Origin of the sequence: Methylobacterium sp. V23, from assembly GCF_002917135.1 — a bacterium.
In the GTDB taxonomy this organism is placed as follows: Bacteria; Pseudomonadota; Alphaproteobacteria; order Rhizobiales; family Beijerinckiaceae; genus Methylobacterium.
This window is the reverse complement of sequence record NZ_PDHT01000005.1, coordinates 1-23,463: the sequence shown is the minus strand read 5'-3', so window position 1 is coordinate 23,463 and position 23,463 is coordinate 1. Positions and strand designations below refer to the sequence as shown.

The window sequence follows — 23,463 nt, the reverse complement described above, 5'->3', positions numbered from 1 at the left end:
GTGCCGGGCCGGGCGATCCGGGCGCGACCGCGAGTCGCTCAAGCGCCCGCGGTGCGGTGCGACGGCCGGCCGTCAGGCCAGGAAGGGACGCAGGTGGTTCAGCACCAGCTCGGGGGCTTCCTCCTGCAGCAGATGCCCGCAGGGGAGGGCGTGCCCCTCCACCCGGTCGGCCTTCTCGCGCCAGGTGGCGGCGACGTCGTAGAGTTCGCCAACCGTGCCCCCCGCACCCCAGAGGGCGAGGAGCGGCGCCGTGACCCGGCGTCCGGCCGCGTCGTCCGCGGCATCGTGGTCGAGGTCGATGCCGGCCGCGGCGCGGTAATCCTCGCAGATCGCATGGATGCTGCCGGGCGCCTGGTAGCAGCGCAGGTATTCCCGGATCATCGCCTCGCTCGGAATCCCGGGCGTCCGGCTCTGGCCGGCGAGGTGGTGACGCAGATAGGCCTCCGGATCGGCGCCGATCATGCGTTCCGGCAGGGGAGCGGGCTGGATCAGGAAGAACCACCAGAAGTAGCGGGTCGCGAAGGCGCGGTCGGTCCGGGCGTACATCGTCTGCGTCGGTGCGATGTCGAGGACGGCAAGGCGGTCCACCGCGGCGGGGTGGTCGAGGGCCAGGCGATGCGCGACCCGGCCGCCGCGGTCATGTCCGACGACCGCGAAGCGCGCGTAGCCGCAGGCCCGCATCAGCGCGATCGCATCAGCCGCCATGGCCCGCTTGGCGTAGGGGGCATGATCGGCCGCCGAGTCCGGGCGCTCGGAATCGCCGTAGCCCCGCAGGTCGGGGGCCACGACGGGATGGCCCAAGTCACGCAGCCGGGGCGCGACCGCGTGCCAGGTGGCGTGGGTCTGGGGATGACCGTGCAGCAGCAGGACCGGGAGACGGTGCCCGCCCGGCGACAGGGCGACCCGAAGGCGCAGGTCGGGCAGCGTCGCGTCGGCGAGGTCGAAGCCCGGCAGGAACGGACATGGCCCACGGCTGAGGAGGTCGATCGGCGGCATGGTGTCCCCGGAAACGTCGCTGAGAAGGTGGGCCCGCCCCGGCACGGAACCGGTTCCGAAGCGCCGGCGGGTGTCCGGCACCGCGCGCGACGCCGCGGTGCCAGGCAGCGGGACGCCCCGTGGCGCGGATGCCGCGGGCTGCGTGCGCCGACGAGTCTGCCGCGCTCTGGCCCGGCCGGCAATTGGGCGCGGCCAGGTCGGCGCGATCGCGCGCCTCAGCCCTTCCAGTTCTTCAGGGCCCCGAACGGGCTCAGTGCCGGATCGGCCGCCGGCGGGTTCAGCACGGGCTCGACCTGCGCGATGGCGTCCGCCAGGGAGAAGGCCGAGCCGCTGGTCAGCTTGCCGCCCGCGGCATCCTTGTGCCCGCCGCCGCGGAAGCGCCGCGCGCCGTCGAGGGCGGTCTCGTTGTTGGAGCGGAAGGACATCGTGCCGGCCCGCTGCACGTTGAGGACGCGCTTGGCCCGGCCGCTCTCCATGATAAGGTCCGAGACTCGCTGGAAGGTGCCGGAATCGAGCCCAAAGGACATCAGCGTGCCGTCCGAGAGGGGATGGAACAGGTCCGAGCGGGCGAGCACCCGGGCGATGCGCATGCGTGTGGTGAGGGTGCGGTCGTCCTCGGCATCCTCGGCGAGGTAGCCGTCGAGGATCGTTTTGCGCAGGGCCGGCACCTGGCCCTCGATCACGGCCGGGGAGGCGCCGTCGCCGAGGAGGCGGGCCGCGCCGAGGAGGAGGTCGCCGACGAACCGGTCGTGCCAGGGATGGCCGATCGGCACGAGGTTCGAGACGTTGTCCCAGAACATCTCGTCGAGGCTCAGACCACTGCGGAAGGCCGGCCGGTCCTTGCGCCACAGATCCACGGCATCGACCGCCGTCACCAGGGCGCCGAGGATCGGATCCTCGCCGCTCTCGCGGGTCGCGTAGAGGGCCCGGTGCTCGTAGGCCATCCGGGTGGCGCAGCAGGCCTCGTCGATGAGCACGACGAGGTTCGGATCTTCCAGGTCGAAGCGCTGCAGGCTCGGCGTTGCGGGATCGGCCAGCGGTGCGAGGCCCTGCTCGCGCAGCTGGTCGACCGAGGAGGCGTGGTGGTCGAGGACGACGAGCCGGTGGCGTGCCTCGGGCTCGCGGCGGCGGTTCAGGGCGGCGAAGTTGCGCAGGAAGGTGACGGCCACCGCCTCCAGGCCGAGATCGGTCATCACGATCATTTCCGGGGCGGACGCCTTGCCGAGGCGCTTCAGCTCGGTCTCGACCACCGGCCCGACATCGGAATAGCGCGGCACGTGCACGATGCGGGCGACCTCGGCGAACTGGCCGACCACCGTGGAGGCGCCGTAGCCGTCGAGGTCGTGGTGGGTGATCTGGGTGATGTTCAAGAACCTGTCCTCGGGCGAATCGCGAAGCATGGGCTTCGTGTGTCCTGGGCGCCCTTATGCGGCACGCCCCGGTTCGCGGCGAGCCCCCCGCGCGGTGAGACGCCCCTGCTTGCGTCCCCGCTTGGCTGCGTCGGTTTCGCGGGGGATCGGGACCCGGCAGGGGTTGATTCCCGGGCCGGGACCGGGATGCTGCGAACAGACCACGAACAAGAGCGATAGAACGATCGGAGGAGCGTCCGCGATGGACCCGGACGGCGCGGGCGCGATCCGCAAGATCATCCATATCGACATGGACGCGTTCTACGCCTCGGTGGAGCAGCGCGACGACCCGGCGTTGCGGGGCCGGCCGGTGGCGGTGGGCGGATCGCGCGAGCGCGGCGTGGTGGCGGCGGCGAGCTACGAGGCGCGGGCCTTCGGCGTACGCTCGGCCATGCCCTCGGTCACCGCGCGCCGGCTCTGCCCCGACCTCGTCTTCGTCAAGCCGCGCTTCGAGGTCTACCGCTCGATATCCGAGCAGATCCGGGCGGTCTTCGCCGAGCACACCGACCTGATCGAGCCCGTGGCCCTCGACGAGGCCTATCTCGACGTCACGGAGAACCGTCAGGGACTGCCGACCGCCACGGCGGTGGCCCGCGCGATCCGGGCCACGATCCGCGCGCAGACCGGTCTCGTGGCCTCGGCCGGCGTCTCGTACAACAAGTTCCTGGCCAAGGTCGCCTCCGACTTCCGCAAGCCCGACGCCCTCTTCGTGATCACCCCCGCCATGGGGCCGGCCTTCGTCGAGGCATTGCCGATCGGGCGTTTCCACGGCATCGGCCCGGTCACCGAGGGGCGGATGAAGGCCCTCGGCATCCTGACCGGGCGCGACCTGCGCGCCCTCAGCCTCGAGGCCCTGACGAAGCGGTTCGGCGCCTCGGCGCCCTACTATTACGGGGTGTCGCGGGGCATCGACCCGCGTCCGGTCCGGGTCAACCGGATCCGGAAATCCATCGGCGCCGAGAACACCTTCTCGGACGATTCGTCGGAGTTCGCGGTGCTTGCGGAACGGCTGGCCCCGATCCTCGACAAGGTCTGGGGTGCCGCCACCGCCAAGGAGGTCCGGGCCCGCACGGTGACGCTGAAGGTCAAGTTCGCGGATTTCGAGCAGATCACCCGGGCCCGCTCGGTGCCCGGCTTCGTCCCGGATCGCGCCGCCCTGGAAGAGACGGTTCTGCTCCTCCTGCGCGACCTGTTCCCGCTCCGGCGCAGCGTGCGCCTCCTCGGGGTCTCTCTCTCCGCCCTGGAACACGGCCCCGCCCCGGAACCGCGCCAGCTCGGCCTCGGATTGTAGAGGCGCGCCCGGTTCCCCGGCGTCAGGGACACGCCGCCGCGCCGGCGACGCGCCGGCCGCGCCGCAGAACGAGGAGGAAAGCGAGGCCGACCGCCGCCATTGCTGACCCCGCCACCGAGACCGCCGGGTAGCCTCCGCCGAGGTCGATCACGAGGCCGCCGAGGGCCGCACCGATGGCGTTGCCGAGGTTGAACGCACCGATATTCAGGGCCGAGGCCAGGTTGGGCGCCTCGCTGGCCTCCGCCATCACCCGCATCTGTAGGGGCGGCACCAGGGCGAAGCTCGCGACGCCCCAGAGCAGGATGAGCGGGGCGGCGACCCAGCGCGAGTCCATCCCGACGGCGAACACCCCGAGCAGCAGGACCAGGGCTACCAGGGAGGCGATGATGGTTCCGTCCACCGTGCGGTCGGCGAGGCGTCCGCCGGCCCAGTTTCCGAGGGTCAGGCCGACGCCGTAGACCACCAGCATGGCCGTGACGAAGGAGGCGTCCGCCCCCGTCTCGATGCGCAGGATCGGGACGATGTAGGTGAAGACTGTGAACATGGCGCTCGACCCGAGGACCGTGAGTGCGAGGGCGCCGAGAACGGCCGGCCGCGCCACGACGCGCAGCTCCGCGCGGATGTCGGGGGCGCCCTCCACGGGCAGGGGCGGCAAGGCCAGCCGCAGCGAGAGCATCGCCACGGCGCCGATGCCGGCGATGCCCCAGAAGGCCGCGCGCCAGCCCAGCGCCTCCCCGACCCAGGCGGCGAGGGGCACGCCGCCGATCGTCGCGATGGTCAGGCCGGAGAACATCGCGGCCACGGCGGCCGCACGCCGCTCAGGCCGTACGAGGCTGGCGGCCACCACCGATCCAATCCCGAAGAAGGCGCCGTGGTTGAAGGCCGTGACGATCCGTGCCGCGAGCAGCATCGCGTAACCGTCGGCGAGGGCCGAAATCACGCTGCCTACCGTGAAGATGCCCATCAGGCCCACGAGAAGCGCCCGGCGCGGCACCCGCGCGAAGGCGAGGGTCATCAGCGGGGCGCCGATCAGGACGCCGAGCGCATAGGCGCTGACCAGCAGGCCAGCGGCCGGGATCGAGACGCCGAGATCGTTCGCGATCAGCGGCAGCATGCCCATCGGCGAGAATTCGGTGACGCCGATCCCGAAGGCGCCGATGCTCAGCGCCAGCAGCGCAGGATGGATTGTCATGGGGGTTGCCTCTCGGTCATTAATCCCGACAGGCACATGATGCAGCGCGACACCGGGCGGTAGCCCCATCTCCGGACCGACATCTGTGCGTCAGGAGCACGAATGCCGCGGGACCGAATCGACCGGACGGGGGAGATGGCGGCCTTCCTCGCCATTGCGCGAGACGGCAGCCTGTCCGCGGCGGCCCGCGGGCTCGGGCTGACTGCCTCCGCCGTCAGCCGCATCGTCGCTCGCCTGGAGGCACGCCTCGGCGTGCAGCTGATCGTGCGAACCACCCGGACGCTGCGCCTTACCGCCGAGGGCGAGAGCTATGCCCGTGCCGCGCGCCGCATCCTCGCCGATATCGCCGAGAGCGAGAGCGCAATCGCCGATCAGGCCTCCCCCCGCGGTCGGGTCCGGATCAGCACCCCCTCCGCCCATGGGCGTCTGGTGATCGTGCCGTTGCTGGCGGAATTCGTGACGCGCCATCCCGGCATCAGCGTCGACATCGACCTCAGCGACCAGGTCGCCGACATCCTCGGCGGACGCGCCGATGTGGCGATCCGCTTCGGGACTTTACCGGACAGCCCGCTCACCGCGCGCCGCCTCGGCGACACGGGCCGGACGGTCGTGGCCTCGCCCGCCTATCTGGCGCGGGTCGGAACACCGGACATCCCCGCGGACCTCGCCCGACACAACTGCCTCGACTTCAACTTCCGCCGCGCCGAGCCCGGGTGGCCGTTCCGGGAGGAGGGACGCGATTACCTCCTGGCGGTCTCCGGCTCCATGTCCGCCAACAACGGCGAGACGCTGGTCCAACTCGCCCTCGGCGGCATGGGCATCACCCGTGTCGGGCGCTTCCACATCGTCGACGAACTGGCCAGCGGGCGCCTCGTGCCGCTGCTGGAGCGCTACAATCCGCAGGACCGCGAGGCCATCCATGCGGTCTTCATCGGCGGCCCGTCGATGCCGACGCGCGTCCGGGTGCTGATCGACTTCCTGGCGGAAGCGCTGCGCTCGCCGAGGCAATCACCGCCGCCCGACACTCTCAGCCCAAACGAAAGGGGCGCCACCCTTTCGGATAGCGCCCCCTCGGATCAGCCGGTCCCGCGGGCGGGACCCGCGATCTCCCTTAGTTGAAGGGATCGATCTCGGCGGACTCGTAGCTCGTCACTTCCATGCCGACGCAGATTTCCTGGACGATGGGGGCAGACCACTTCATGACGTCTCTCCTGGTTGGTTTGGGATTGTGAAAGCCGAACCCGAATGGGTTCGATCCGCCTTCCGACTAAACGCGTGCCTCGATGGGCAGCGGCTTAGTTGAAGGGATCGATCTCGGCGGACTCGTAGCTGGTGACTTCCATGCCGACGCAGATTTCCTGGACGACGGGGGCGGACCACTTCATGGGAAACTCCTTCGTGTTCGACACCCTGGATATGCCGTTGTGTTGGGCACAATACAAGCGGGCGCTACACTTATATTTCTCATAGGATCTGGGAGAAATTTCCGGTCACGCGCCTGAGGGCCCTGTGGATGCCGGGTCGTGCCTGGGAAAGCAGAGATATGATGCCGTAGCCTTTCGCGTGCGCGGCGGACCGCGATGGCTCGCGACCGGGCGGGGCGGCAGCGGCGCCACGCCCGCGGGGGAAAGATCCGGCCGATGCCGGTTTCGGCTTGACGCCCCGGGGAGGGGAGGCGCACTGACGCGCCGCCGAACGGGCCTGCGCGGGAGTCCCGACTCACCACGTGGTGCGCGCTTCGGCTCCCTCTCGACGATACCGATGCCCAGCGACAATCCAGACCGATCGCCCGCGCCGTGCGCGGCCGCCTCCGCTTTCCTCGCCTGACGCCCCGCTGACCGGGCTCGGGCGGCTCGGCGCGGGACGGCCCGTCACGGCCGGATCGCGCGCCCTGCGAGGTGAGCCCATGAACGAGATCGCTTCCTTCCCGACCGGCATCGATCCGGCGGTGCTCGCCGCCCGCCTGTCGGACGAGCGCGCGCCCGACATCGTCGAGGCGCTCAACGACGAGGCCCCGGAGGTCGCCGCCGCAATCCTGCTCGGCCTGCCCGTGGAGCGGGCGATCGAGGTGCTCGACCAGCCCGAACTCGACTGCGCCGCCGACATCATCGAGATGCTGCCGCGCGATCGGGTCGCCTCCTACCTGTCCGGCATGTCCGCCGACCGCATCACCGACCTCTTCCGGGAGATCGAGGAGCCGGGCCGCTCGGATCTGCGCGCCCGTCTCGACGCGGAGACCCGGGGCGCCGTCGACCGGCTCAGCACCTACGGCGAGGAGACCGTCGGCTCGCTGATGACGACGGAGTTCGTCGCCGTGCCGGGCAACTGGACGGTGCAGCAGACCCTCGATCACGTCCGCCAGGTCGAGAAGACCCGCGAGACCATCTATGCGATCTTCGTCCTCGACCCGCGCACCCGGGCCCTGACCAAGGCGGTGCCCCTGCGCCGGCTGATCTCGGGCAATCCGGGCGACAACGTGCTCTCGGTGGCGCCGAACCGCCGGCCGCTGGCGGTCTCGCCCACGGCCAGCCGCGAGGAAGCCGCCCGCCTGATCTCGCGCTACGACCTCCTGGCACTCCCCGTCATCGACGCGGTCGGCCACGTGATCGGCATCGTCACGGTCGACGACATGATCGACGCGATGGTGGAGAAGCAGACCCAGGACGTGCAACGCTTCGGCGGCATGGAGGCCCTGCCCGAGCCCTACATGGACATCGGCTTCGGCACCATGATCCGGAAGCGGGCCGGCTGGCTCTGCGCCCTGTTCCTCGGCGAGATGATGACGGCCACCGCCATGCAGGGCTTCGAGGGCGAGCTCGAGAAGGCCATCGTGCTGACCCTGTTCATCCCGCTGATCATGAGCTCGGGCGGCAATTCCGGCAGCCAGGCCACCTCGCTGCTCATCCGCGCCCTGGCCCTGCACGAGGTGCGCCTGCGCGACTGGTGGCGGGTAGCCCTGCGCGAGTTGCCCACAGGGCTCGTCCTCGGCATGATTCTCGGGGTGATCGGCATCGTCCGCATCGTGGTCTGGCAGAAGACCGGCCTGTACGATTACGGCGAGCACTGGATGCTGGTGGCGGCCACCGTGGGAGCGGCCCTCGTCGGTATCGTCACCTTCGGCTCGCTCACGGGATCGATGCTGCCCTTCCTGCTGCAGCGCCTCGGCTTCGACCCCGCCACGGCCTCGGCCCCATTCGTCGCCACCCTCGTCGACGTCACGGGCCTCGTGATCTACTTCTCGGTGGCGATGCTGATCCTGCGCGGAACGCTGCTGTAGGCGGCCTCAGGCCCGGGGCCGGAGGCTCAGGTCGCTGAGCACGGAGGTGGCGAGGCGGTCCGGCCCGATCTCGTTGGCGGAGTAGCCGACGAGGGCGGCGAGGCTTTCGCGGGCCCGCCAGACCCGGCTCTTCACCGTGCCGATCTTGCAGCCCATCACCGTGGCGGCCTCGTCGTAGGTCATGTTGTCGATGGCCACCAGGGTCAGGGCCTGGCGCAGGGTCGTGGAGAGCCGCCCGATGGCGGCGTTGACGTCCTCCAGGTCGAGGACGGCGCCCTGGGCCGGCAGGGTCACCAGCTGGGCCGCATAGCTGCCGTCGCTGTCCTCGACCTCGTGCACGCGCTTGCGCTGGCCGGAATAGAACGTGTTGCGCATGATGATGGTCAGCCAGCCGCACACGTTGGTGCCGGGCGTGAAGCTCTCGCGGTACATCCAGGCCCGCAGCATCGTGTCCTGAACCAGATCGTCGGCCCGGGCGGCGTCGCGGGTCAGGGAGAGGGCGTACTTGCGCAGGCCCGCCGCATGGTCCTGGAGCCCTTGCCGGACCTCCGCCGTGAGGGTCTCGCCGCGGGCAGCCAGCACCGCCTCGAGGCGTGCGAGCAGGACAGCGAAGCGGTCGGGCTGGTCATCATCGAGGGAGGCGTAGGTCTCGCGCAGGTGCTGCCCGAGGGTCCGACGGATCGACGCCGTCAGGGGCGGGGCGTTCTCGGGAACGAGGCGGGTCGGTGCATCGGATCCAGATTGCGATGTCATCCAGTATCTTCTCATTCGGCCGGGAGAGGCATGGGCCCCATCCCCGTGGGTCCGAGAGAGTGTGCAAAACGAGGAACTCACTCGCATCAACACAGGTTAATGGGAAGACATTCAAAGGTTTCTGCACGAAATCGTACGCTCAAGCTTAGATTCAGCCTTAAAACCACAAAGTTTTTCTGTCGAGATACATTATAGAAATACGCAAAGAGCCCGCCACGGCTATTGCCGGGCGAGCCGAGTCCAGGGAGGAACGCATGATGCGTACACCTTCAACCCGGCAGGCGAGAGAGTGTTCACTGGCGCGTGAGCGCGAGATGGCGACGTCACAGCGCCATCGACCGTGGCCCGACGCGGCACGGCCGTCCGGGCGATGTCGTCGCAGCGAGGGTCGGCTGGGATCGAGCCCTGGGGTCAGGCGCCTTCGATCAGGCGGAGATACTCGGCCTCGGGCACGCCGTAGCTGTCCCCTGCGACGCCCAGAAGACCGGTGCGGTCGAGAACCCCGATCCGCCCGCGACGCGCCTTGATCAGGCGGTTGCCCTCCAGGAGCTGCAGGGCGAGGGTCACGGTGGTGCGCTGAACGCCCAGCATGAATGACAGGAAGTCATGCGTGACCGTCAGTTCGTCGCCGATGACCCGGTCGTGGCACATGAGCAGCCAGCGCGCGAGCCGGACCTCGATGTTGTAGCTCGCATTGGCGAAGGCGGTCTGCGCCGTCTGAACCAGTAGGGTCTGGACGAACCGCAGCAGCAGGTTGCGCAGCGCGAGGCTCTCCTCGGTGGCAGCCAGCAGCGCAGCGGCGTCGATGGCCAGCATCTCGCCGGCATTCTGGACGAAGTGGTCGTAGGGCGTGCGGTCACTCCCCAGGAGCACCGGAGCGGCCCCCACGACCCCTTCGGGCCCAATGATACCGACCTCGACCTTGCTCGTTCCGGACGTCGTGATCGACGCGTAGCCGGCCTCCTGGAAGTAGAGATCCTGGATCGGGCGATGTGGATAGATCAGACCCTGACGCAACTCCGTCGGCATCGAGCGCAGATGCGGTTGAAGCAAAAGGTAATCGCTTGGCGAGAGCCGTCTGAGCAAGCGGTTACGAACGGCAGATTGCTCTAGCAGCGACACGGCCCTGTCCCTTGGGGCAAGAGCACAAATAGTCTCTCACGGACCCATACTCAGGAATATATACAAGCGATTTCTCGACTATCTGTACGATGCGAGACAAAGGCAAGCCCAACAGGAGATCTGTCGGGTAGTCGACATTCCCCGAATGTCGGCCACCACACCAAGAGCGCAGAGCCCTGTCCGAGCTGGCTTTTTAGGATTTATTAACGCTGCGGATCGGGGAATATCGCGACCGGCCGCGTGTCTTGCGGTGGCGGTACGCGAGTCGACGGCTCGCCATCGATGCCCCTGCGGTCGCATCTCGGCAGGACCACGCGCAGGCGGAGCAGCCCGGAATCGGTTGGAGGAGGGGCAGGACGCCGTGACGGGTTGGGTGAACGAAGGACCTCAGGATCGGGCGCGTCGACGAGCGCCGGAGCATCGGCAATGAGTGCGTCGGGCGCGGGTCCGGAGCTGCCCCGCCGCTTAGCCTTGCGCGATGACGACGCTGTGACGGCCCCTCTGATCCGGAAGCTGGAGCGCTTCGGGGCCGTGTCGGCCGAGGATCGGGAGATCCTGACGCGCCTCTGCGTCCCCGTCGATCCCGTCGGACCGCGCACGGAGATCGCGCGCGAGGGCGAGCGTCCCGACAGCGTCTTCGTCCTCGTCGAAGGCATGGCCTGCCGCTACAAGCTGCGCGCCGATGGAACCCGACAGATCCTCGCCTATCTCGTACCGGGCGATTTCTGCGACCTCGATATCGGCCTGCTCGACCGCCGGGACCATGCGATCGCCAGCCTTTCGGCCTGCCGCATCGCGCGCATGGATCCTGTGCCCCTCGGGGACCTCGTCAGCCAGCAGCCCCGACTGGTCACGACCCTGCGGCGGGCGAACCTGGTGGACGATGCGACGCTGCGCGAGTGGCTCGTAAACCTCGGCTCCCGCTCCGCGATCGAGCGGATCGCTCACCTGTTCCTGGAGTTGCTGATGCGCCTGCGCGCCGTCGGACTGGCCCGGGGCGACGGCTACGACCTTCCGGTGTCACAGCTCGACCTGGCCGATACGACCGGCCTCTCGACCGTCCACGTCAACCGCACGCTTCAGGAGCTGAAGCGGCAGGGCCTGATCGAGCTGCGCTCGCGGATTCTGATGATCCGGAACGTCCAGCGTCTGACCAGCCTCGCCGGCTTCGATCCCCGCTACCTGTCGCTGAGTTCCACGGCGCTCCGCTAGGGTCCGGTCCGGCCACGGATCGCGGCCACAATCCTCCCAGCTGCAGCGCCAGGGGGTGTCACCTCGACCCTGCCGCCGAGCGACGCGCCCTCCGAGCTGTTCACCCAGGGCCTACGCCCCCCAAGGATTTCCAGGCTGTGCCGATCGCCGCGCGCCCGCGGCCGCGACCGGTGCAGCCAGTCGGCATCCGAAGCGAGCCGACCTCCCATGGGTAACGACGCTTCACCGCGCAGTCCGAAGAATACGCCAACAAAAAACCCACCTGTCCGGTCGGACGGGTGGGTTCTTTGCTTTTTCCGACCCCTCAGCGGAGGGGCAAAGGCAAGCTCTAGACGATCGGACGGGCCACCGGGTGGGCCGCGCGGATCTCCTCGGGAAGAGCCTGGAAATCGATGTAGCCGGCCTCGCGCGCCATCGCATCGAGGGCGGAGACTTCGTCGAGCGCGCTGCCGGTCCAGAGAACGGCGCCGTTCGACTGCTGACGGACCTCGAAAATGCTCATGGTTCGTTAACCCTCAACCGGGAAAGGTCTATAGTTGCTCTAACGTGACGACCGGCAAAAAGTTGCAACGTCTTGGACCCAGTGGGGGCGATTTAACCGCGACTGCCACGTCGCCGCGGAGATGCGCCATGAAATCGCCGGTCTCGCTCCGCATGGGCACGCTTTCCGTCCTCGTCGAGCGCCCTGTCATGCGACCCCCTCGGCCTGCGCCGTCCGGACAACGGTTCCGTTTCGCCCTCGCGGTGCTGGCCGGCGCCGCCGCGCTCGGCCCAATCGCGCGCGCGGCGGAGCCGGCGGCGGTTCCGGATCCGGCCGCCCTGGCACCGGCCGTGACGGTGGCCTCGGCGGTCGCTCGCCAAGTCGTGGAATTCGCCGTAGTGACCGGCACACTCGTCCCCCGCGACGAGATCCTGGTGGCACCCGAGATCGAGGGCCTGCGCATCACCGAACTTCTCGTGGAGGAGGGCGCCCAGGTCACGCGCGGCCAGCCTCTGGCGCGGCTCTCCCTCGAGATGATCCTGACCCAGGAAGCGGCCAATGCCGCCACCATCGCCAAGGCGCAGGCAGCCATCATCCAGGCCCGAAGTCAGATCGTGCAGGCCGAGGCGGCCCAGGTCGAGGCGAACCTTGCCCTTGAGCGCACCCGCAGCCTGATCCGCACCGGCAACGCCACGGCCGTGATCCTGGAGCAGCGCGTCTCCGCCGCTCAGGGCAACGAGGGCCGGCTCGCGGCCGCCCGCGGCGGATTGCAGCTCGCCGAGGCCGATCTCGCCACCGCGCGGGCTCAGGGCGCGGAAATCGCGTTGCGGCGCGCCCGAACCGAGATCCGTGCTCCCGAAGCCGGGATCGTCAGCCGGCGGACCGCCCGCGTGGGCGCCACCGCGACCGCAATCGGCGAGCCGATGTTCCGCATGATCGCCCGCGGCGAGATCGAACTCGAGGGTGAGGTGCCGGAAGTCTGGATGCCGCGACTGCACGTCGGCGATCCGGCCCGCCTGGACTGGGACGAAGGACGGACCCTGAAGGGACGGGTGCGGCGCATCGATCCGGAGATCGACCGCACGACGCGCCTCGGGCGCATCCGCATCGGCCTCGACCCCGATCCGGGCCTGCGCATCGGCGCCTTCGCCCGCGGCAAGGTCGAAGTCGCACGCCGCACCGGCGTCGCCGTGCCCCTGTCGGCGGTGCTCTACGGCGCCGATGGCGGCGCGAGCGTCTTCATCGTCGCCGGCGACCGCGTCGAGGCTCGCCGGATCGTGCCCGGCCTCGCCGCCGACGGCGTCCTGGAGGTGCGTGCCGGCGTCAAGGCGGACGAGGTGGTGGTGGCCCGTGCCAGCAGCTTCCTGCGCGACGGCGATCGCGTCCGACCCGTGGTTCCGCCCATCAAGGCGGCCGATGCCGCGACGCCTTCGGCGGCCGATGCCGCCCCCCGCTGATCGGACGATCCCATGCGCCTGAACATCTCGGCCTGGGCGATCCGGAAGCCGATCCCCTCCCTCGTCCTCTTCCTGGTGCTGGTGGTCCTCGGACTGGTCAGCTTCCGTGCGCTGCCGATCACGCGTTTTCCGAACATCGACATCCCCATCGTCTCCGTCCAGGTCTTGCAATCCGGGGCCGCGCCCTCGGAGCTGCAGACCCAGGTGACCAAGGTCGTCGAGGATGCGGTGGCGGGGGTGAAGGGCGTCAAGCACGTCATCTCGACGATTTCCGAAGGCGTCTCCAGCACCACGATCGAGTTCCGCCTGGAGGTGAACAGCGACCGGGCGGTCAACGACGTCAAGGATGCCATCTCGAAGGTCCGGGTGAACCTGCCCCGCACCATCGAGGAACCGATCATCAACCGCGTCGAGATCGCGGGCCTGCCGATCATGATTTACGGCGCCTCGGCGCCCGCGATGACGCCGGAGGACCTGTCCTGGCTCATCGACGACGTCATCGCCCGGCAGGTGCAGAGCGTGAAGGGCGTCGGGGGGGTCGAGCGCCTCGGCGGCGTCGCCCGCGAGGTTCGCGTGACCCTGAAGCCCGACCGCCTGCTGGCACTCGGGATCACGGCCGCCGACGTGAACCGGCAGCTGCGCCTGACCGCCGCCGACATGGCGGGCGGACGCGGCGAGCTCGGCGGACAGGAGCAATCCATCCGGACCCTGGCCGGGGCGGCGAGCCTCGACACCCTGGCGGAGACCTCGATCGTCGTGCCGGGCGGGCGCAAGGTCCGCCTCGACGAGCTCGCCACGCTGGTGGACGGCTCGGAGGAGCCGCGCACCTTCGCGCGCTTCAACGGCGAGCCCGTGGTGGCCTTCGCGATCTCGCGCTCCACGGGTGCCAGCGACGCGGAGGTCGCCGTCGGCGTCGCCAAGCGCATCGCGGAACTCGGCGGCCGCCATCCCGGCGTCCGCTTCGACCTCATCGACACCTCCGTCACCAACACGGTGGGCAACTACCACTCGGCGATGCTGAGCCTGGTCGAGGGCGCGACCCTTGCGGTGGTCGTGGTCTTCCTGTTCCTGCGCGACTGGCGTGCGACCCTGATCGCCTCGATCGCCCTGCCGCTCTCGGTGCTGCCGACCTTCTGGGTGATGAGCAGCCTCGGCTTCTCCCTGAACGCCGTCAGCCTGCTGGCGATCACGCTGGTCACCGGCATCCTCGTCGACGATGCCATCGTGGAGATCGAGAACATCGTCCGGCACATGCGCATGGGGAAATCCCCCTACCGCGCCGCCCTGGAGGCCGCCGACGAGATCGGGCTCGCCGTCATCGCCATCACGGCGACGATCATGGCGATCTTCGCCCCCGTCTCCTTCATGAGCGGCATTGCCGGGCAGTACTTCAAGCAGTTCGGTCTCACCATCGCGGCGGCGGTGTTCATGTCGCTCCTGGTGGCGCGCCTGATCACGCCCCTGCTCGCCGCCTATTTCCTGCGCGATCACGGCCCCGATCACACCCGCGAGGGCCCGGTGATGCGGGGCTACACCCGCGTGGTCGCCTGGTCGGTGCGCCACAAGTTCATCACCCTGGTGCTCGGGCTCGTCTGCTTCGCCGGGTCGATCCTGTCCACGGGCCTGCTGCCGGCGGGCTTTCTTCCCGCGGAGGACGCCGCCCGCACGATCTTCGTGGTCGAATTGCCGCCGGGGGCCCGCCTCGCCGATACCACGCAGGTGACGGACGCTCTCGTGGAGCGCATCCGCGCCCTCCCGGAGGTGCGCAGCGTCTTCGTTGACGGCGGCCGCCAGCTGCCCGCGAAGAAGGAGGTCCGGCTCGCGACCTTCACCATCAATCTGACGCCGAAGAACACCCGCCATCGCACCCAGAAGCAGGTGGACATCGCCATCCGGGCACTCTTGCACGACGTGCCCGACATCCGCTTCTGGGCCCTGCGCGAAGGCGGCCAGCGCGACGTCACGCTGATCGTGTCCGGCCCCGACAAGACCGTGGTGGCGGAGACCGCGGCCAAGCTCCAGCGCGAAGCCGCGGGCGTGCCGCACCTCGTCAACGTGCTCTCGACGGCCCCCCTGGACCGCACCGAGATCCGCATCCGCCCGAAGGCCGGGGTCGCGGCCGATCTCGGCGTCACGACCGACCTCATCGCCGAGACCGTCCGGGTCGGCACGATCGGCGACATCGGGGCGAATCTGGCCAAGTTCAACACCATCGATCGACAGGTGCCGATCCGGGTGCAGCTGCCCGAGCGCCTGCGCGGCGACCTCTCGCAGATCGAGACCCTCAAGGTTCCGGTCAAGGGCGGCGCGGCGGTGCCGCTCTCCACGGTGGCCGATCTCACCCTCGGCCGCGGCCCGACCGCCATCGACCGCTACGACCGGGCCATCCGCGTCGCCCTGGAGGCCGACATGGAGGGCTCGGACGCGCTGGGTGCCCTGATCAGCGCCGTCCTCGCCCTGCCCACCGCCAAAGACCTCCCGCCCGGGGTCACGATCCGCCAGACGGGCGACGCCGAGGTGATGGGGGAGGTCTTCGAGGGCTTCGCCCTCGCCATGGGTGCCGGCCTGATGATGGTGTTCGGCGTGCTGGTGCTGCTGTTCGGGAATTTCCTGCAGCCGCTGACCATCCTGTTCTCGCTGCCGCTCTCCATCGGCGGCGCGATTCTCGGCCTCCTGATCTTCAACAAGCCGATCTCGATGCCGGTGGTGATCGGCATCCTGATGCTGATGGGCGTGGTGACCAAGAACGCCATCATGCTGGTGGACTTCGCCGTGGAGGAGATGGCCCGCGGCGTCGACCGCGCCACCGCGATCATCGATGCCGGTCGCAAGCGCGCCCGCCCCATCGTGATGACGACCATCGCCATGGCGGCCGGCATGGTGCCCTCGGCCATGGCGCTCGGCATCGGCGGCGAGTTCCGCGCGCCCATGGCCATCGCGGTGATCGGCGGCCTGATCGTCTCCACCGGCCTGTCGCTGGTCTTCGTGCCGGCGATCTTCGTCCTGGTCGACGACCTGTCGCGCCTCTTCGTGCGGGTCTTCGGTCGCTTCGTCGGACGCGTGGACGAACCGACGGAGGGGGCGTTCGCGCTGCCGCCGACCCATTCAGCCAACGACGCGAAGCCGATCCTGCCCCCGCGCATCGCCGCCGAGTAGTCCGGCGGCAGGGGTGCGAAACGAAAAGGCCCGGACCTTCCGGTCCGGGCCTTTTCGTCAGCGCTCTCGCACTCGCGGGGAAGCTCAGCCCTCGCTGCGGGCGGCCAGGCGGCTCGCGGCGAAGCAGAGCCCGCCGGCGACGATGAAGAGTACCGCGAAGGTCTTGACGGTGGCGTAGAACAGCGTCGGCTCGATGCCCGCATCCGTGTAGAGCACGGCGCAGATGGCGGTGATCGGCAGCAGCAGCAGGATCAGGAGGGGGGTCAGCGGGCTGTTCATGGGCGGGTCTCTCAACCTCTGTCGGACCCGGCTTACCGGTCCCTGTGGCGTTTGCTGCGCCCCTCATAGCATCGCCCCGCACCCGGCGCCAAGCTGGATCGGCTACGCTTTCCTGCGGTCGATGAGCCCGGATCAGGCGGGGATCCGCACCGTGGCGCGCAGGCCCCCGAGCGGGCTGTCGTGCAGGCTGACATCGCCACCATGGGCGCGGGCGATGTCGCGGGCGATGGAGAGCCCCAGGCCGGAGCCGCCCGCATCCTGGCGCGCATCGTCGAGGCGTACGAAGGGCTTGAACACCTCCTCGCGCTGGTCGAGCGGGATGCCCGGGCCGTCGTCGTCGATGGAGACCAGGAAGGCCCTGGCCTCGCGCCGGCCCGTGATCGCGACGGTCTCGCCGTAGCGGGCCGCATTCGCCGCGAGGTTGAAGAGGCAGCGCCGCATGGCGTCGGGCCGCAGGGTCAGCTGCGGACGGTCCTCGAGCTCCACCGCCTCCACGTGGGCCCCGAGGCGCTCGACGTCGGTGCGCAGGTCCTCCAGGAGCGCGCGCATGTCGGTGGGCACCGCCACCTCGCCCGAATCACCGCGGGCGAAGGCGAGGTAGGCCTCCAGCATCCGGCTCATCTCGTCGACGTCGCGTTGCAGGTCCTCGACCTCGGGCGTCTGCTCGACCAGGGCGAGGGAGAGCTTGAATCGCGTGATGATGGTGCGCAGGTCGTGGCTGACCCCGTTGAGCATCGTCGTGCGCTGCTCCATCGCCCGCTCGATGCGCCGCTTCATCTCGATGAAGGCATGGCCGGCCTGGCGCACCTCGCGAGCCCCGCGGGGCCGGAACTCGATCTCCCGGCCCTTGCCGAAGCTCTCGGCCACGGCGGCCAGCCGCAGGATCGGCTTGATCTGGTTGCGCAGGAACAGGATCGCGACGCCGAGGAGCACCAGCGACGAGCCGCTCATCCAGAGCAGGAAGATGTGCGAGTTCGAGGCGTAGGCCATGCTGCGCCGCGCGGTGACGCGCATGACGCCATCGGGAATCGCGACCCGGATCTCGATCAGGCTGGAGCGGCCGACGGTGTCGATCCAGTAGGGCCGGCGGATCTGGCGTCGGATCTCCTCGGACAGGGCCTCGTCCAGGATCGAGAAGAACGGCCGCGGACCGGCCGGGGGGAGCTTAGCCCCCTTCAGGATGTCGACGTCGAGGTTGAGCCGGTCGTTGGCGATCCGGGTCAGGGTCTCGGAATCCTTGTCCTGCGGGTAGCTCTCGTAGATGTCGATCAGCGCGGCGACGTCGGCGGTGACGGCGGAGGACAGGCGGCGCGTCACGAGCTGCCAGTGGCGCTCCATGAAGGTGTAGGCGATCACCGACTGGAGCAGCACCACCGGCGCGATGATGATGATCAGCGATCGCGCATAGAGGCCCTTGGGCAGGACGTCGCCGATGGCGCGGCTGACGATCCGCCACATCCGCCCGGGCCGGGGCAGGGCGGCGAGGCGGGTCGCCGTGCGCTGGAGGAGGCCGGTGGCGGCCATGGGCTCAATCGACCGCGAGGCGGTAACCGACGCCCCGCACCGTCTGCAGGAACAGGGGATTGGCCGGATCGACCTCGGTCTTGCGGCGCAGGCGGTTGATCTGCACGTCGATGCTGCGCTCGGCGGCGAGGCCGCCGCTCCCGGCCAGGGCCTCGCGCTCCACGTTGCCGCCGGCGGCCTGGGCCAGGATGGTGAGGATCTCGCGCTCGCGCTCGGTAATCCGGATCAGCTCGTCCTCGCGGCGCAATTCACCGCGGTCGATCCGGTAGGCGAAGGGGCCGAAGGTCACGGTGTCGTGGCTCTGCGCGCGCCCGCCGGCCTCGTCGCGCCGCTTGATGATGTTCGACAGGCGCAGGATCAGCTCGCGCGGCTCGAAGGGCTTCGGCAGGTAGTCGTCGGCGCCGATCTCCAGGCCCATGACCCGGTCGTTGGGGTTCGAACGGGCGGTCAGCATCAGGATCGGCACGCGCGAGGTCTGGCGGACCTCGCGGGCGTAATCGAAGCCGCTCTCGCCCGGCATCATCACGTCGAGCACGAGGGCATCGAAGACGAAGCACTGCGCCTTGGTACGCGCCTCCGGCACGTTTCCGGCGGCGGTGACGCGAAAGCCCTGCTCGTAGAGGAAGCGGGACAACAGCTCCCGCACCCGCCGATCGTCATCGACCACCAGGATGTGCGGCGCGTGGTCGGGAAGCTCGGCGGTCGGGCGCGTCCCGGGCGTGGCCATCAGGCGGCCTTCCGGGCGCGCCGGGACATCAGGCGCTGCACGGCCGCGCGCGCATCCGGCTCGATCATGCCGAAGAGAAAGCTCTCGGCGGAGAGGGGGGCCTCGCCGCCGCGCTCCGACGCGGCGAGAGCGCGGGCCACCCGCCGGCTCTGGACCCGCATGAGGTCGCCGGCGAGGTCCGCCCCGGCCGCGGTGCAGAACAACAGCCGCTGGCGCCGGTCGCTGGTGCCGGTCTTCTGCGCGATGTAGCCCTGCTCGATCAAATCCTTCAGCACCCGGTTGAGGCTCTGCTTGGTGATGCGCAGGATATCCAGGAGTTCGGCGATCGTGAGACCTGGATAGCGGTCGACGAAGTGCAGCACCCGGTGGTGGGCCCGGCCGAACCCGTACTGGGCCAGGATACGGTCGGGGTCCCCGACGAAATCCCGGTAGGCGAAGAACAGGAGCTCGATGAGGTCGTCGCCGGAGCCGGAGGACGGCCGCGGCGCCTCGGCGTCGGCATCTCGCATCGCGTGGGCAGTCACGTCTCGGGAGACCTCGATTTACGTCAGCGATGTTGACATGTTCCAGCCCCGACGCGACCCGTCAAGCCTGCGCCTTCGCTGACGGGTGACGGCATCGCGTGCCCTGTTTCCCCGCCCGACTCGGGTGATCACCGGGATCGCCTTCGCCTTCGTCTCCAGGCCTCGCCGACCCTTGAGACATTTGACCACGGGACGACCGGCTTTTGCCGGCGCAGGCCCAGGAACCGGCTCCCAGGCCCCGCGTTCACTAGAACATTTCGTGAACCAAAGGATTCCAACATGGCCGGTACCCAGGCGAGCAAGTCCCAGACCTCCAAGTCGGAAACTTCCAAGTCCCAGACCTCCAAGGCGGACGAGAACCCCAAGACCGATCCGAAGGACGTCTCGAACCAGATCAAGGATCCGAGCGAATGGACCACCGGCGGCGAGCCGATGACCGGCGCGCAGGCTTCCTACCTCAAGACCTTGTCCGAAGAGGCGAAGGATCCCGAGGCGTTCGATCCGGAGCTCGATAAGGCCGAGGCATCCCAGCGGATCGACGCCCTGCGCAAGGAATCGGGCAAGGCCTGACCGCCGCGTCGGAAGCCGCCACGATATTCTGGCGGTTTCCAAGATTTGAGACGAAGGGAACCGTCGGGCCGGGGTTTGCTACGTCCAGCCTGACGGTTTCGGCGTGCCTTGGACTTCGACGATCCGTTTAAGTCCTCCGCAAGGAAACTCGCGTAGCGTTCCCGACGATCGACGTCCGCGAGAGATATCCTGGGGCCATGACCGAACTGGATCTCGAACATGCCAGGGTTCGGCGGAAATTTTCGACGCGGCACGATCTTCAGATCCTGACCCGCCGCTTCTGCAAGGATACGTCCGGCTCGACGGCCCTCGAATACGGCTTGATCATGGCCCTGGTCTTCTTGGCGATCGTGACCGCGATGCGGTTCTTCGCCGATCAGACGAATGCCATGTACAATTACATCGGTGCCGCCCTGACCCGGTCATCCTGAGATCGGATCTGCGAGCAGACCGCGCATCTGGGGAACCATCCAGCGGATTCGACTTACTCCCTCGTAAGTCGGAAGGCCAAGCACTTCGCGCGCCAAGCGACCCCAATTGCAGTCCCAAGGTCGGACGCAGGACCGGAACCCCACCGCTGTAGAGATCGCGAGCGCTCCGCAGGTCAGGAGAGCGAACGCTCCCCGCGCTGCACGGCCTTCAGGTGAGCAGCATGCCGTACCGGGCCCACTTTCCCGGGACCGCCATTGCGCCTTCTCTGTCATCGAACTGCGCCGACACGCCACGCGGCGACCGGCAGCTCCGGTCGGTCCAACCACCGGGCGACACCCCGACCGGCACCAACCCGACCCACTTCTTGAGGTGGCTTACGGCTACGCTCGCGGCAGATGATCGATCACGTTCACGTCAATGATCCGGATATACCAGACATTCGCTGGACCCGGTCGGAACCGGCCTTCGCGCAGGCAGGTTACGGCCGGACTTGATCGGAGTGGATGGAAGTCCCGGTGACACTCGGCGTCGACAGGCATGAACTCCAGCAGATCGTTGCCGGACTGAGCGAGGGCGTGATCCTGGTGGAGCCTGACCAGACCATCGCCTACGCCAACGCGGCGGCGCTGGCCATGCACGGCGCCGAGAACCTGGAGGAACTCGGCGGAACGGTCGATGCCTACCGTGAGCGCTTCGCGCTGCGTTACCGCAACAACCATGCGCCGAACCAGTATCCGATGGAGCGGGTAGTCTCCGGCGAACGCTTCCACGACGTCATCGTCGAGGTCACGCGCACCGACCGTCCCGATGCCGACTACGTGCACTCGTTGCGCAGCTTGGTTGCGACCGATCGCGAGGGCCAGCCGAGTTGCCTCGCCCTCATCCTGAAGGACGTCTCCGACCAGTTCGAAGCCGAAGCGCGCTTCGAGGCCACCTTCAACGCCAATCCCGCACCCGCCGTGATCTGCCGGCTCGCCGACCTGCGCTTCGTCAAGGTCAACCTCGGCTTCCTGGAGATGACCGGGTACACCCGCGACGCCGTCATCGGCCGCAGCGTCTACGAGGTCGACGTGCTGGCCAACGCCCGCAACCGAGATCTGGCGATCTCCCGGCTCAACGAGGGCGGCACCATTCCGCAGATGGAGGCCTGCCTCGACCTGCCCGATGGCGGCACCCGCTTCGTCATCGTGGCCGGGCAGCCGATGGAACTCGGCGACGAGCCCTGCATGCTCTTCACCTTCGCCGACCTCGAACTGCGCCGGAAGGCCGAGACCGCGCTGCGTCAGAGCGAGGAGCGCTTCGCCAAGGCGTTCCGCCTGACCCCTGTGCCGACCCTTCTGGCCCGCGCCAAGAGTCTGACGATCACCGGCGTGAACGAGGCCTTCACCCGCGTCTTCGGCTTCGGCCCGGAGACGGTCACCGGCCGCACGCCGGGCGACCTCGACCTCTGGGTCTCGGAGCCCCAGCGGGACCGGTTCGAGACAGCCCTGGCGCGCACCGGCTACGTCCTCGGCCTGGAGGTCTGTCTGCACCACGAGGATGGGAGCAGCCTCGATTGCCTGGTCTCGGCGGAGCGGGTCGAGATCGGCGCGGAGGTCTTCGTCCTCCTGGTTCTGCAGGACATCACCGAGCGCAAGCGAACCGAGCGCGAATTGTTCGAGGCGATCGAGGCCGTGATGGCCGACACCTCCTGGTTCAGCCGCGGACTGATCGAGAAGCTCGCTCATCTGCGCCAACCCGGTGCCGGCCATCAGGATGCGGTCTCACCCAACATGACGGTGCGCGAGCGCCAGATCCTGGACCTGATCTGTGCCGGGCTCTCGGACGAGGTCATCGCCAAACGGCTGAACCTGTCCAAGAACACGGTGCGCAACCACGCGGCGGCCCTCTATCGGAAGCTCGACGTGCACAAGCGGTCCGAGGCCATTGTCTGGGGGCGCAACAACGGATTCCCGACGGCATCGTCCGGGTAAAAAAACCCAGTTTACCGGTATGTTCTAACTATTGATACGTTGGTGAGAAGGGCCATCTCCCCAATCAGGCAAGGGGGCTGAGGGCTCCACCGCCGAGACCTCGGCCCTCACCGATCCGCAGCGGATCGGCGACAGGCCGACCGGGAGCCCGGCTCGGGCTCGCAATGGCCCACCAGCAATCCGGTTCTGGGGCCAGGGAGATTGGCGGCGGCGTTCCCAGTCGCTCTCACCGACACACACCCATGCGTCACGAAGCGCGCACAACAAGGACAATGATCATGGTCGACACGGATCGCATCACGGGGACTGCCAAGGAGCTTGGCGGCAAGGTTCAGGGCACGGTGGGCGACCTCACCGGCTCGAAGCGGGACGCGCTCGAGGGCCGTGCCCGCGAGGCGCAGGGCGCTGCGGAGAACCTGTACGGCCAGGCCAAGGACGGCGTGCGCGACGCTGCCGAGCACGTGGCCGACACCGCCCGCGAGATCGGCGGCAAGGTCCGCGACACCGTGGGCAACCTGATCGGGTCGGACGATGTCGAGGACCGGGCCCGCCGGGCCCAGGGGGCGGCCGGCGACACCTACGACCGGGCCGAGCGCGCCGTGCGCGGCGCCGGCCGCGAGGCCTACGACCGGGCCGGGGACGCCTACGAGAACGGCGGCCGCTCCCTGCGCCAGGGGGGGCGCGAGGTGAGCCATCAGGTCGCCGAGCACCCCGTGGCCGCGCTGCTCGTGGCCGGCCTCCTCGGCTACGGCCTCGGCCTGCTCATCCACGGCCGCGACTGACCGCGGCACCGCGCCCCGACACCGCGATGGATCGGTCCGACCGCGCCGGGACGGCGCGGTCGGACCCGGGAACGCCCCCCGACCGACCCTTCCGCCCCTGACCCTTCACACCTTGCCCCTTGGAACGACCGAACTTCTCGGACGACCGACGACCCGGAGTACCTGTCACGTGTCTACCTCTCCCCTTCTCGCGACCTCTTCCACGGCGGCCTCGGCCGACACCCGCACGGTCCTGCTGAACCAGGTCTCCTGGGGGGCGATCTTCGCCGGCGCCGTCACCGCGCTGGTGACCCAGGTCATCCTCAA

Annotated in this window: 22 protein-coding genes and 1 pseudogene; 11 read left to right on the top strand and 12 right to left on the bottom strand. The window is 69.0% G+C overall.

The window, feature by feature from the left end:
* Positions 1-72: 72 nt before the first annotated feature.
* Positions 73-1,077 (bottom strand): alpha/beta hydrolase, encoded by a 1,005-nt coding sequence (locus CRT23_RS06800; protein WP_245436015.1) that lies wholly within the window; start codon positions 1,075-1,077, stop codon positions 73-75.
* Positions 1,078-1,211: 134 nt separating this feature from the next.
* Entirely contained in the window at positions 1,212-2,366 is a 1,155-nt protein-coding gene (locus CRT23_RS06795; RefSeq protein ID WP_103709213.1) for a dimethylmenaquinone methyltransferase, read from the bottom strand.
* A 241-nt stretch (positions 2,367-2,607) separates the two neighbouring features.
* Between CRT23_RS06795 and dinB the strand changes: the two genes are divergently transcribed.
* The gene (gene dinB / locus CRT23_RS06790; protein WP_103709093.1) at positions 2,608-3,696 is read left to right on the top strand and encodes a DNA polymerase IV; all 1,089 of its coding nucleotides are present in this window, start codon (positions 2,608-2,610) and stop codon (positions 3,694-3,696) included.
* Positions 3,697-3,718: 22 nt separating this feature from the next.
* Here the strand turns inward: dinB and CRT23_RS06785 are convergent, their stop codons facing one another.
* Complete coding sequence (locus CRT23_RS06785) at positions 3,719-4,888, bottom strand: MFS transporter (RefSeq protein WP_103709092.1); 1,170 nt, start codon at positions 4,886-4,888, stop codon at positions 3,719-3,721.
* Positions 4,889-4,990: 102 nt separating this feature from the next.
* Here CRT23_RS06785 and CRT23_RS06780 point away from each other — a divergent pair, with 102 nt between their 5' ends.
* Entirely contained in the window at positions 4,991-6,007 is a 1,017-nt protein-coding gene (locus tag CRT23_RS06780) for a LysR family transcriptional regulator (RefSeq protein WP_103709091.1), read from the top strand.
* Here the strand turns inward: CRT23_RS06780 and pqqA (CRT23_RS06775) are convergent.
* The gene (pqqA, locus tag CRT23_RS06775) at positions 6,000-6,089 is read right to left on the bottom strand and encodes a pyrroloquinoline quinone precursor peptide PqqA (RefSeq protein WP_055952690.1); all 90 of its coding nucleotides are present in this window, start codon (positions 6,087-6,089) and stop codon (positions 6,000-6,002) included. The genes CRT23_RS06780 and pqqA (CRT23_RS06775) overlap by 8 nt on opposite strands.
* Before the next feature lie 94 nt (positions 6,090-6,183).
* Positions 6,184-6,273, bottom strand: coding sequence for a pyrroloquinoline quinone precursor peptide PqqA (gene pqqA, locus CRT23_RS06770; protein ID WP_055952695.1), 90 nt, complete (start codon positions 6,271-6,273; stop codon positions 6,184-6,186).
* A gap of 521 nt (positions 6,274-6,794) precedes the next feature.
* Between pqqA (CRT23_RS06770) and mgtE the strand changes: the two genes are divergently transcribed.
* A complete protein-coding gene (gene mgtE / locus CRT23_RS06765) occupies positions 6,795-8,165 on the top strand; it encodes a magnesium transporter (RefSeq protein ID WP_055952700.1) in 1,371 nt (456 codons plus the stop codon).
* A 6-nt stretch (positions 8,166-8,171) separates the two neighbouring features.
* Here the strand turns inward: mgtE and CRT23_RS06760 are convergent, their stop codons facing one another.
* Positions 8,172-8,918, bottom strand: a complete 747-nt coding sequence (locus tag CRT23_RS06760) for a sigma-70 family RNA polymerase sigma factor (RefSeq protein ID WP_055952703.1) — start codon at positions 8,916-8,918, stop codon at positions 8,172-8,174.
* A gap of 411 nt (positions 8,919-9,329) precedes the next feature.
* Complete coding sequence (locus CRT23_RS06755; protein WP_103709090.1) at positions 9,330-10,040, bottom strand: Crp/Fnr family transcriptional regulator; 711 nt, start codon at positions 10,038-10,040, stop codon at positions 9,330-9,332.
* 426 nt (positions 10,041-10,466) lie between these two features.
* Here CRT23_RS06755 and CRT23_RS06750 point away from each other — a divergent pair, with 426 nt between their 5' ends.
* Complete coding sequence (locus CRT23_RS06750; RefSeq protein ID WP_103709089.1) at positions 10,467-11,252, top strand: Crp/Fnr family transcriptional regulator; 786 nt, start codon at positions 10,467-10,469, stop codon at positions 11,250-11,252.
* Between the two features lie 328 nt (positions 11,253-11,580).
* Here the strand turns inward: CRT23_RS06750 and CRT23_RS28390 are convergent, their stop codons facing one another.
* A complete protein-coding gene (locus CRT23_RS28390) occupies positions 11,581-11,754 on the bottom strand; it encodes a hypothetical protein (RefSeq protein ID WP_181017273.1) in 174 nt (57 codons plus the stop codon).
* 128 nt (positions 11,755-11,882) lie between these two features.
* Between CRT23_RS28390 and CRT23_RS06745 the strand changes: the two genes are divergently transcribed.
* Both CRT23_RS06745 and CRT23_RS06740 read left to right on the top strand, forming a co-directional pair.
* Positions 11,883-13,190, top strand: a complete 1,308-nt coding sequence (locus CRT23_RS06745) for an efflux RND transporter periplasmic adaptor subunit (RefSeq protein WP_245436013.1) — start codon at positions 11,883-11,885, stop codon at positions 13,188-13,190.
* A gap of 12 nt (positions 13,191-13,202) precedes the next feature.
* Positions 13,203-16,346 carry an efflux RND transporter permease subunit gene (locus CRT23_RS06740; RefSeq protein WP_103709088.1) on the top strand — a complete coding sequence of 1,048 codons (3,144 nt, stop codon included), beginning with the start codon at positions 13,203-13,205 and terminating at the stop codon, positions 16,344-16,346.
* Positions 16,347-16,430: 84 nt separating this feature from the next.
* Here the strand turns inward: CRT23_RS06740 and CRT23_RS06735 are convergent, their stop codons facing one another.
* The 4 genes from CRT23_RS06735 to CRT23_RS06720 form a co-directional block, all read right to left on the bottom strand.
* Positions 16,431-16,625, bottom strand: coding sequence for a hypothetical protein (locus tag CRT23_RS06735; RefSeq protein ID WP_103709087.1), 195 nt, complete (start codon positions 16,623-16,625; stop codon positions 16,431-16,433).
* A gap of 132 nt (positions 16,626-16,757) precedes the next feature.
* Entirely contained in the window at positions 16,758-18,083 is a 1,326-nt protein-coding gene (locus CRT23_RS06730; RefSeq protein ID WP_244477334.1) for an ATP-binding protein, read from the bottom strand.
* Between the two features lie 70 nt (positions 18,084-18,153).
* Entirely contained in the window at positions 18,154-18,876 is a 723-nt protein-coding gene (locus CRT23_RS06725) for a response regulator (RefSeq protein WP_103709086.1), read from the bottom strand.
* Positions 18,876-19,385 carry a MarR family transcriptional regulator gene (locus CRT23_RS06720; protein ID WP_103709085.1) on the bottom strand — a complete coding sequence of 170 codons (510 nt, stop codon included), beginning with the start codon at positions 19,383-19,385 and terminating at the stop codon, positions 18,876-18,878. Before CRT23_RS06720 ends, CRT23_RS06725 begins: the two co-directional genes overlap by 1 nt.
* A 294-nt stretch (positions 19,386-19,679) precedes the next feature.
* Between CRT23_RS06720 and CRT23_RS06715 the strand changes: the two genes are divergently transcribed.
* From CRT23_RS06715 to CRT23_RS29060, 5 genes and pseudogenes are all read left to right on the top strand, one after another.
* Positions 19,680-19,970, top strand: a complete 291-nt coding sequence (locus CRT23_RS06715; protein ID WP_055952726.1) for a DUF3072 domain-containing protein — start codon at positions 19,680-19,682, stop codon at positions 19,968-19,970.
* A 197-nt stretch (positions 19,971-20,167) separates the two neighbouring features.
* Positions 20,168-20,401, top strand: coding sequence for a Flp family type IVb pilin (locus CRT23_RS06710; RefSeq protein ID WP_103709084.1), 234 nt, complete (start codon positions 20,168-20,170; stop codon positions 20,399-20,401).
* A 516-nt stretch (positions 20,402-20,917) separates the two neighbouring features.
* A complete protein-coding gene (locus CRT23_RS06705; protein ID WP_103709211.1) occupies positions 20,918-22,375 on the top strand; it encodes a helix-turn-helix transcriptional regulator in 1,458 nt (485 codons plus the stop codon).
* Between the two features lie 278 nt (positions 22,376-22,653).
* Entirely contained in the window at positions 22,654-23,157 is a 504-nt protein-coding gene (locus tag CRT23_RS06700; protein ID WP_181017272.1) for a CsbD family protein, read from the top strand.
* Between the two features lie 169 nt (positions 23,158-23,326).
* Positions 23,327-23,463: pseudogene (locus tag CRT23_RS29060) on the top strand (PhnA-like protein); the annotation flags it as partial.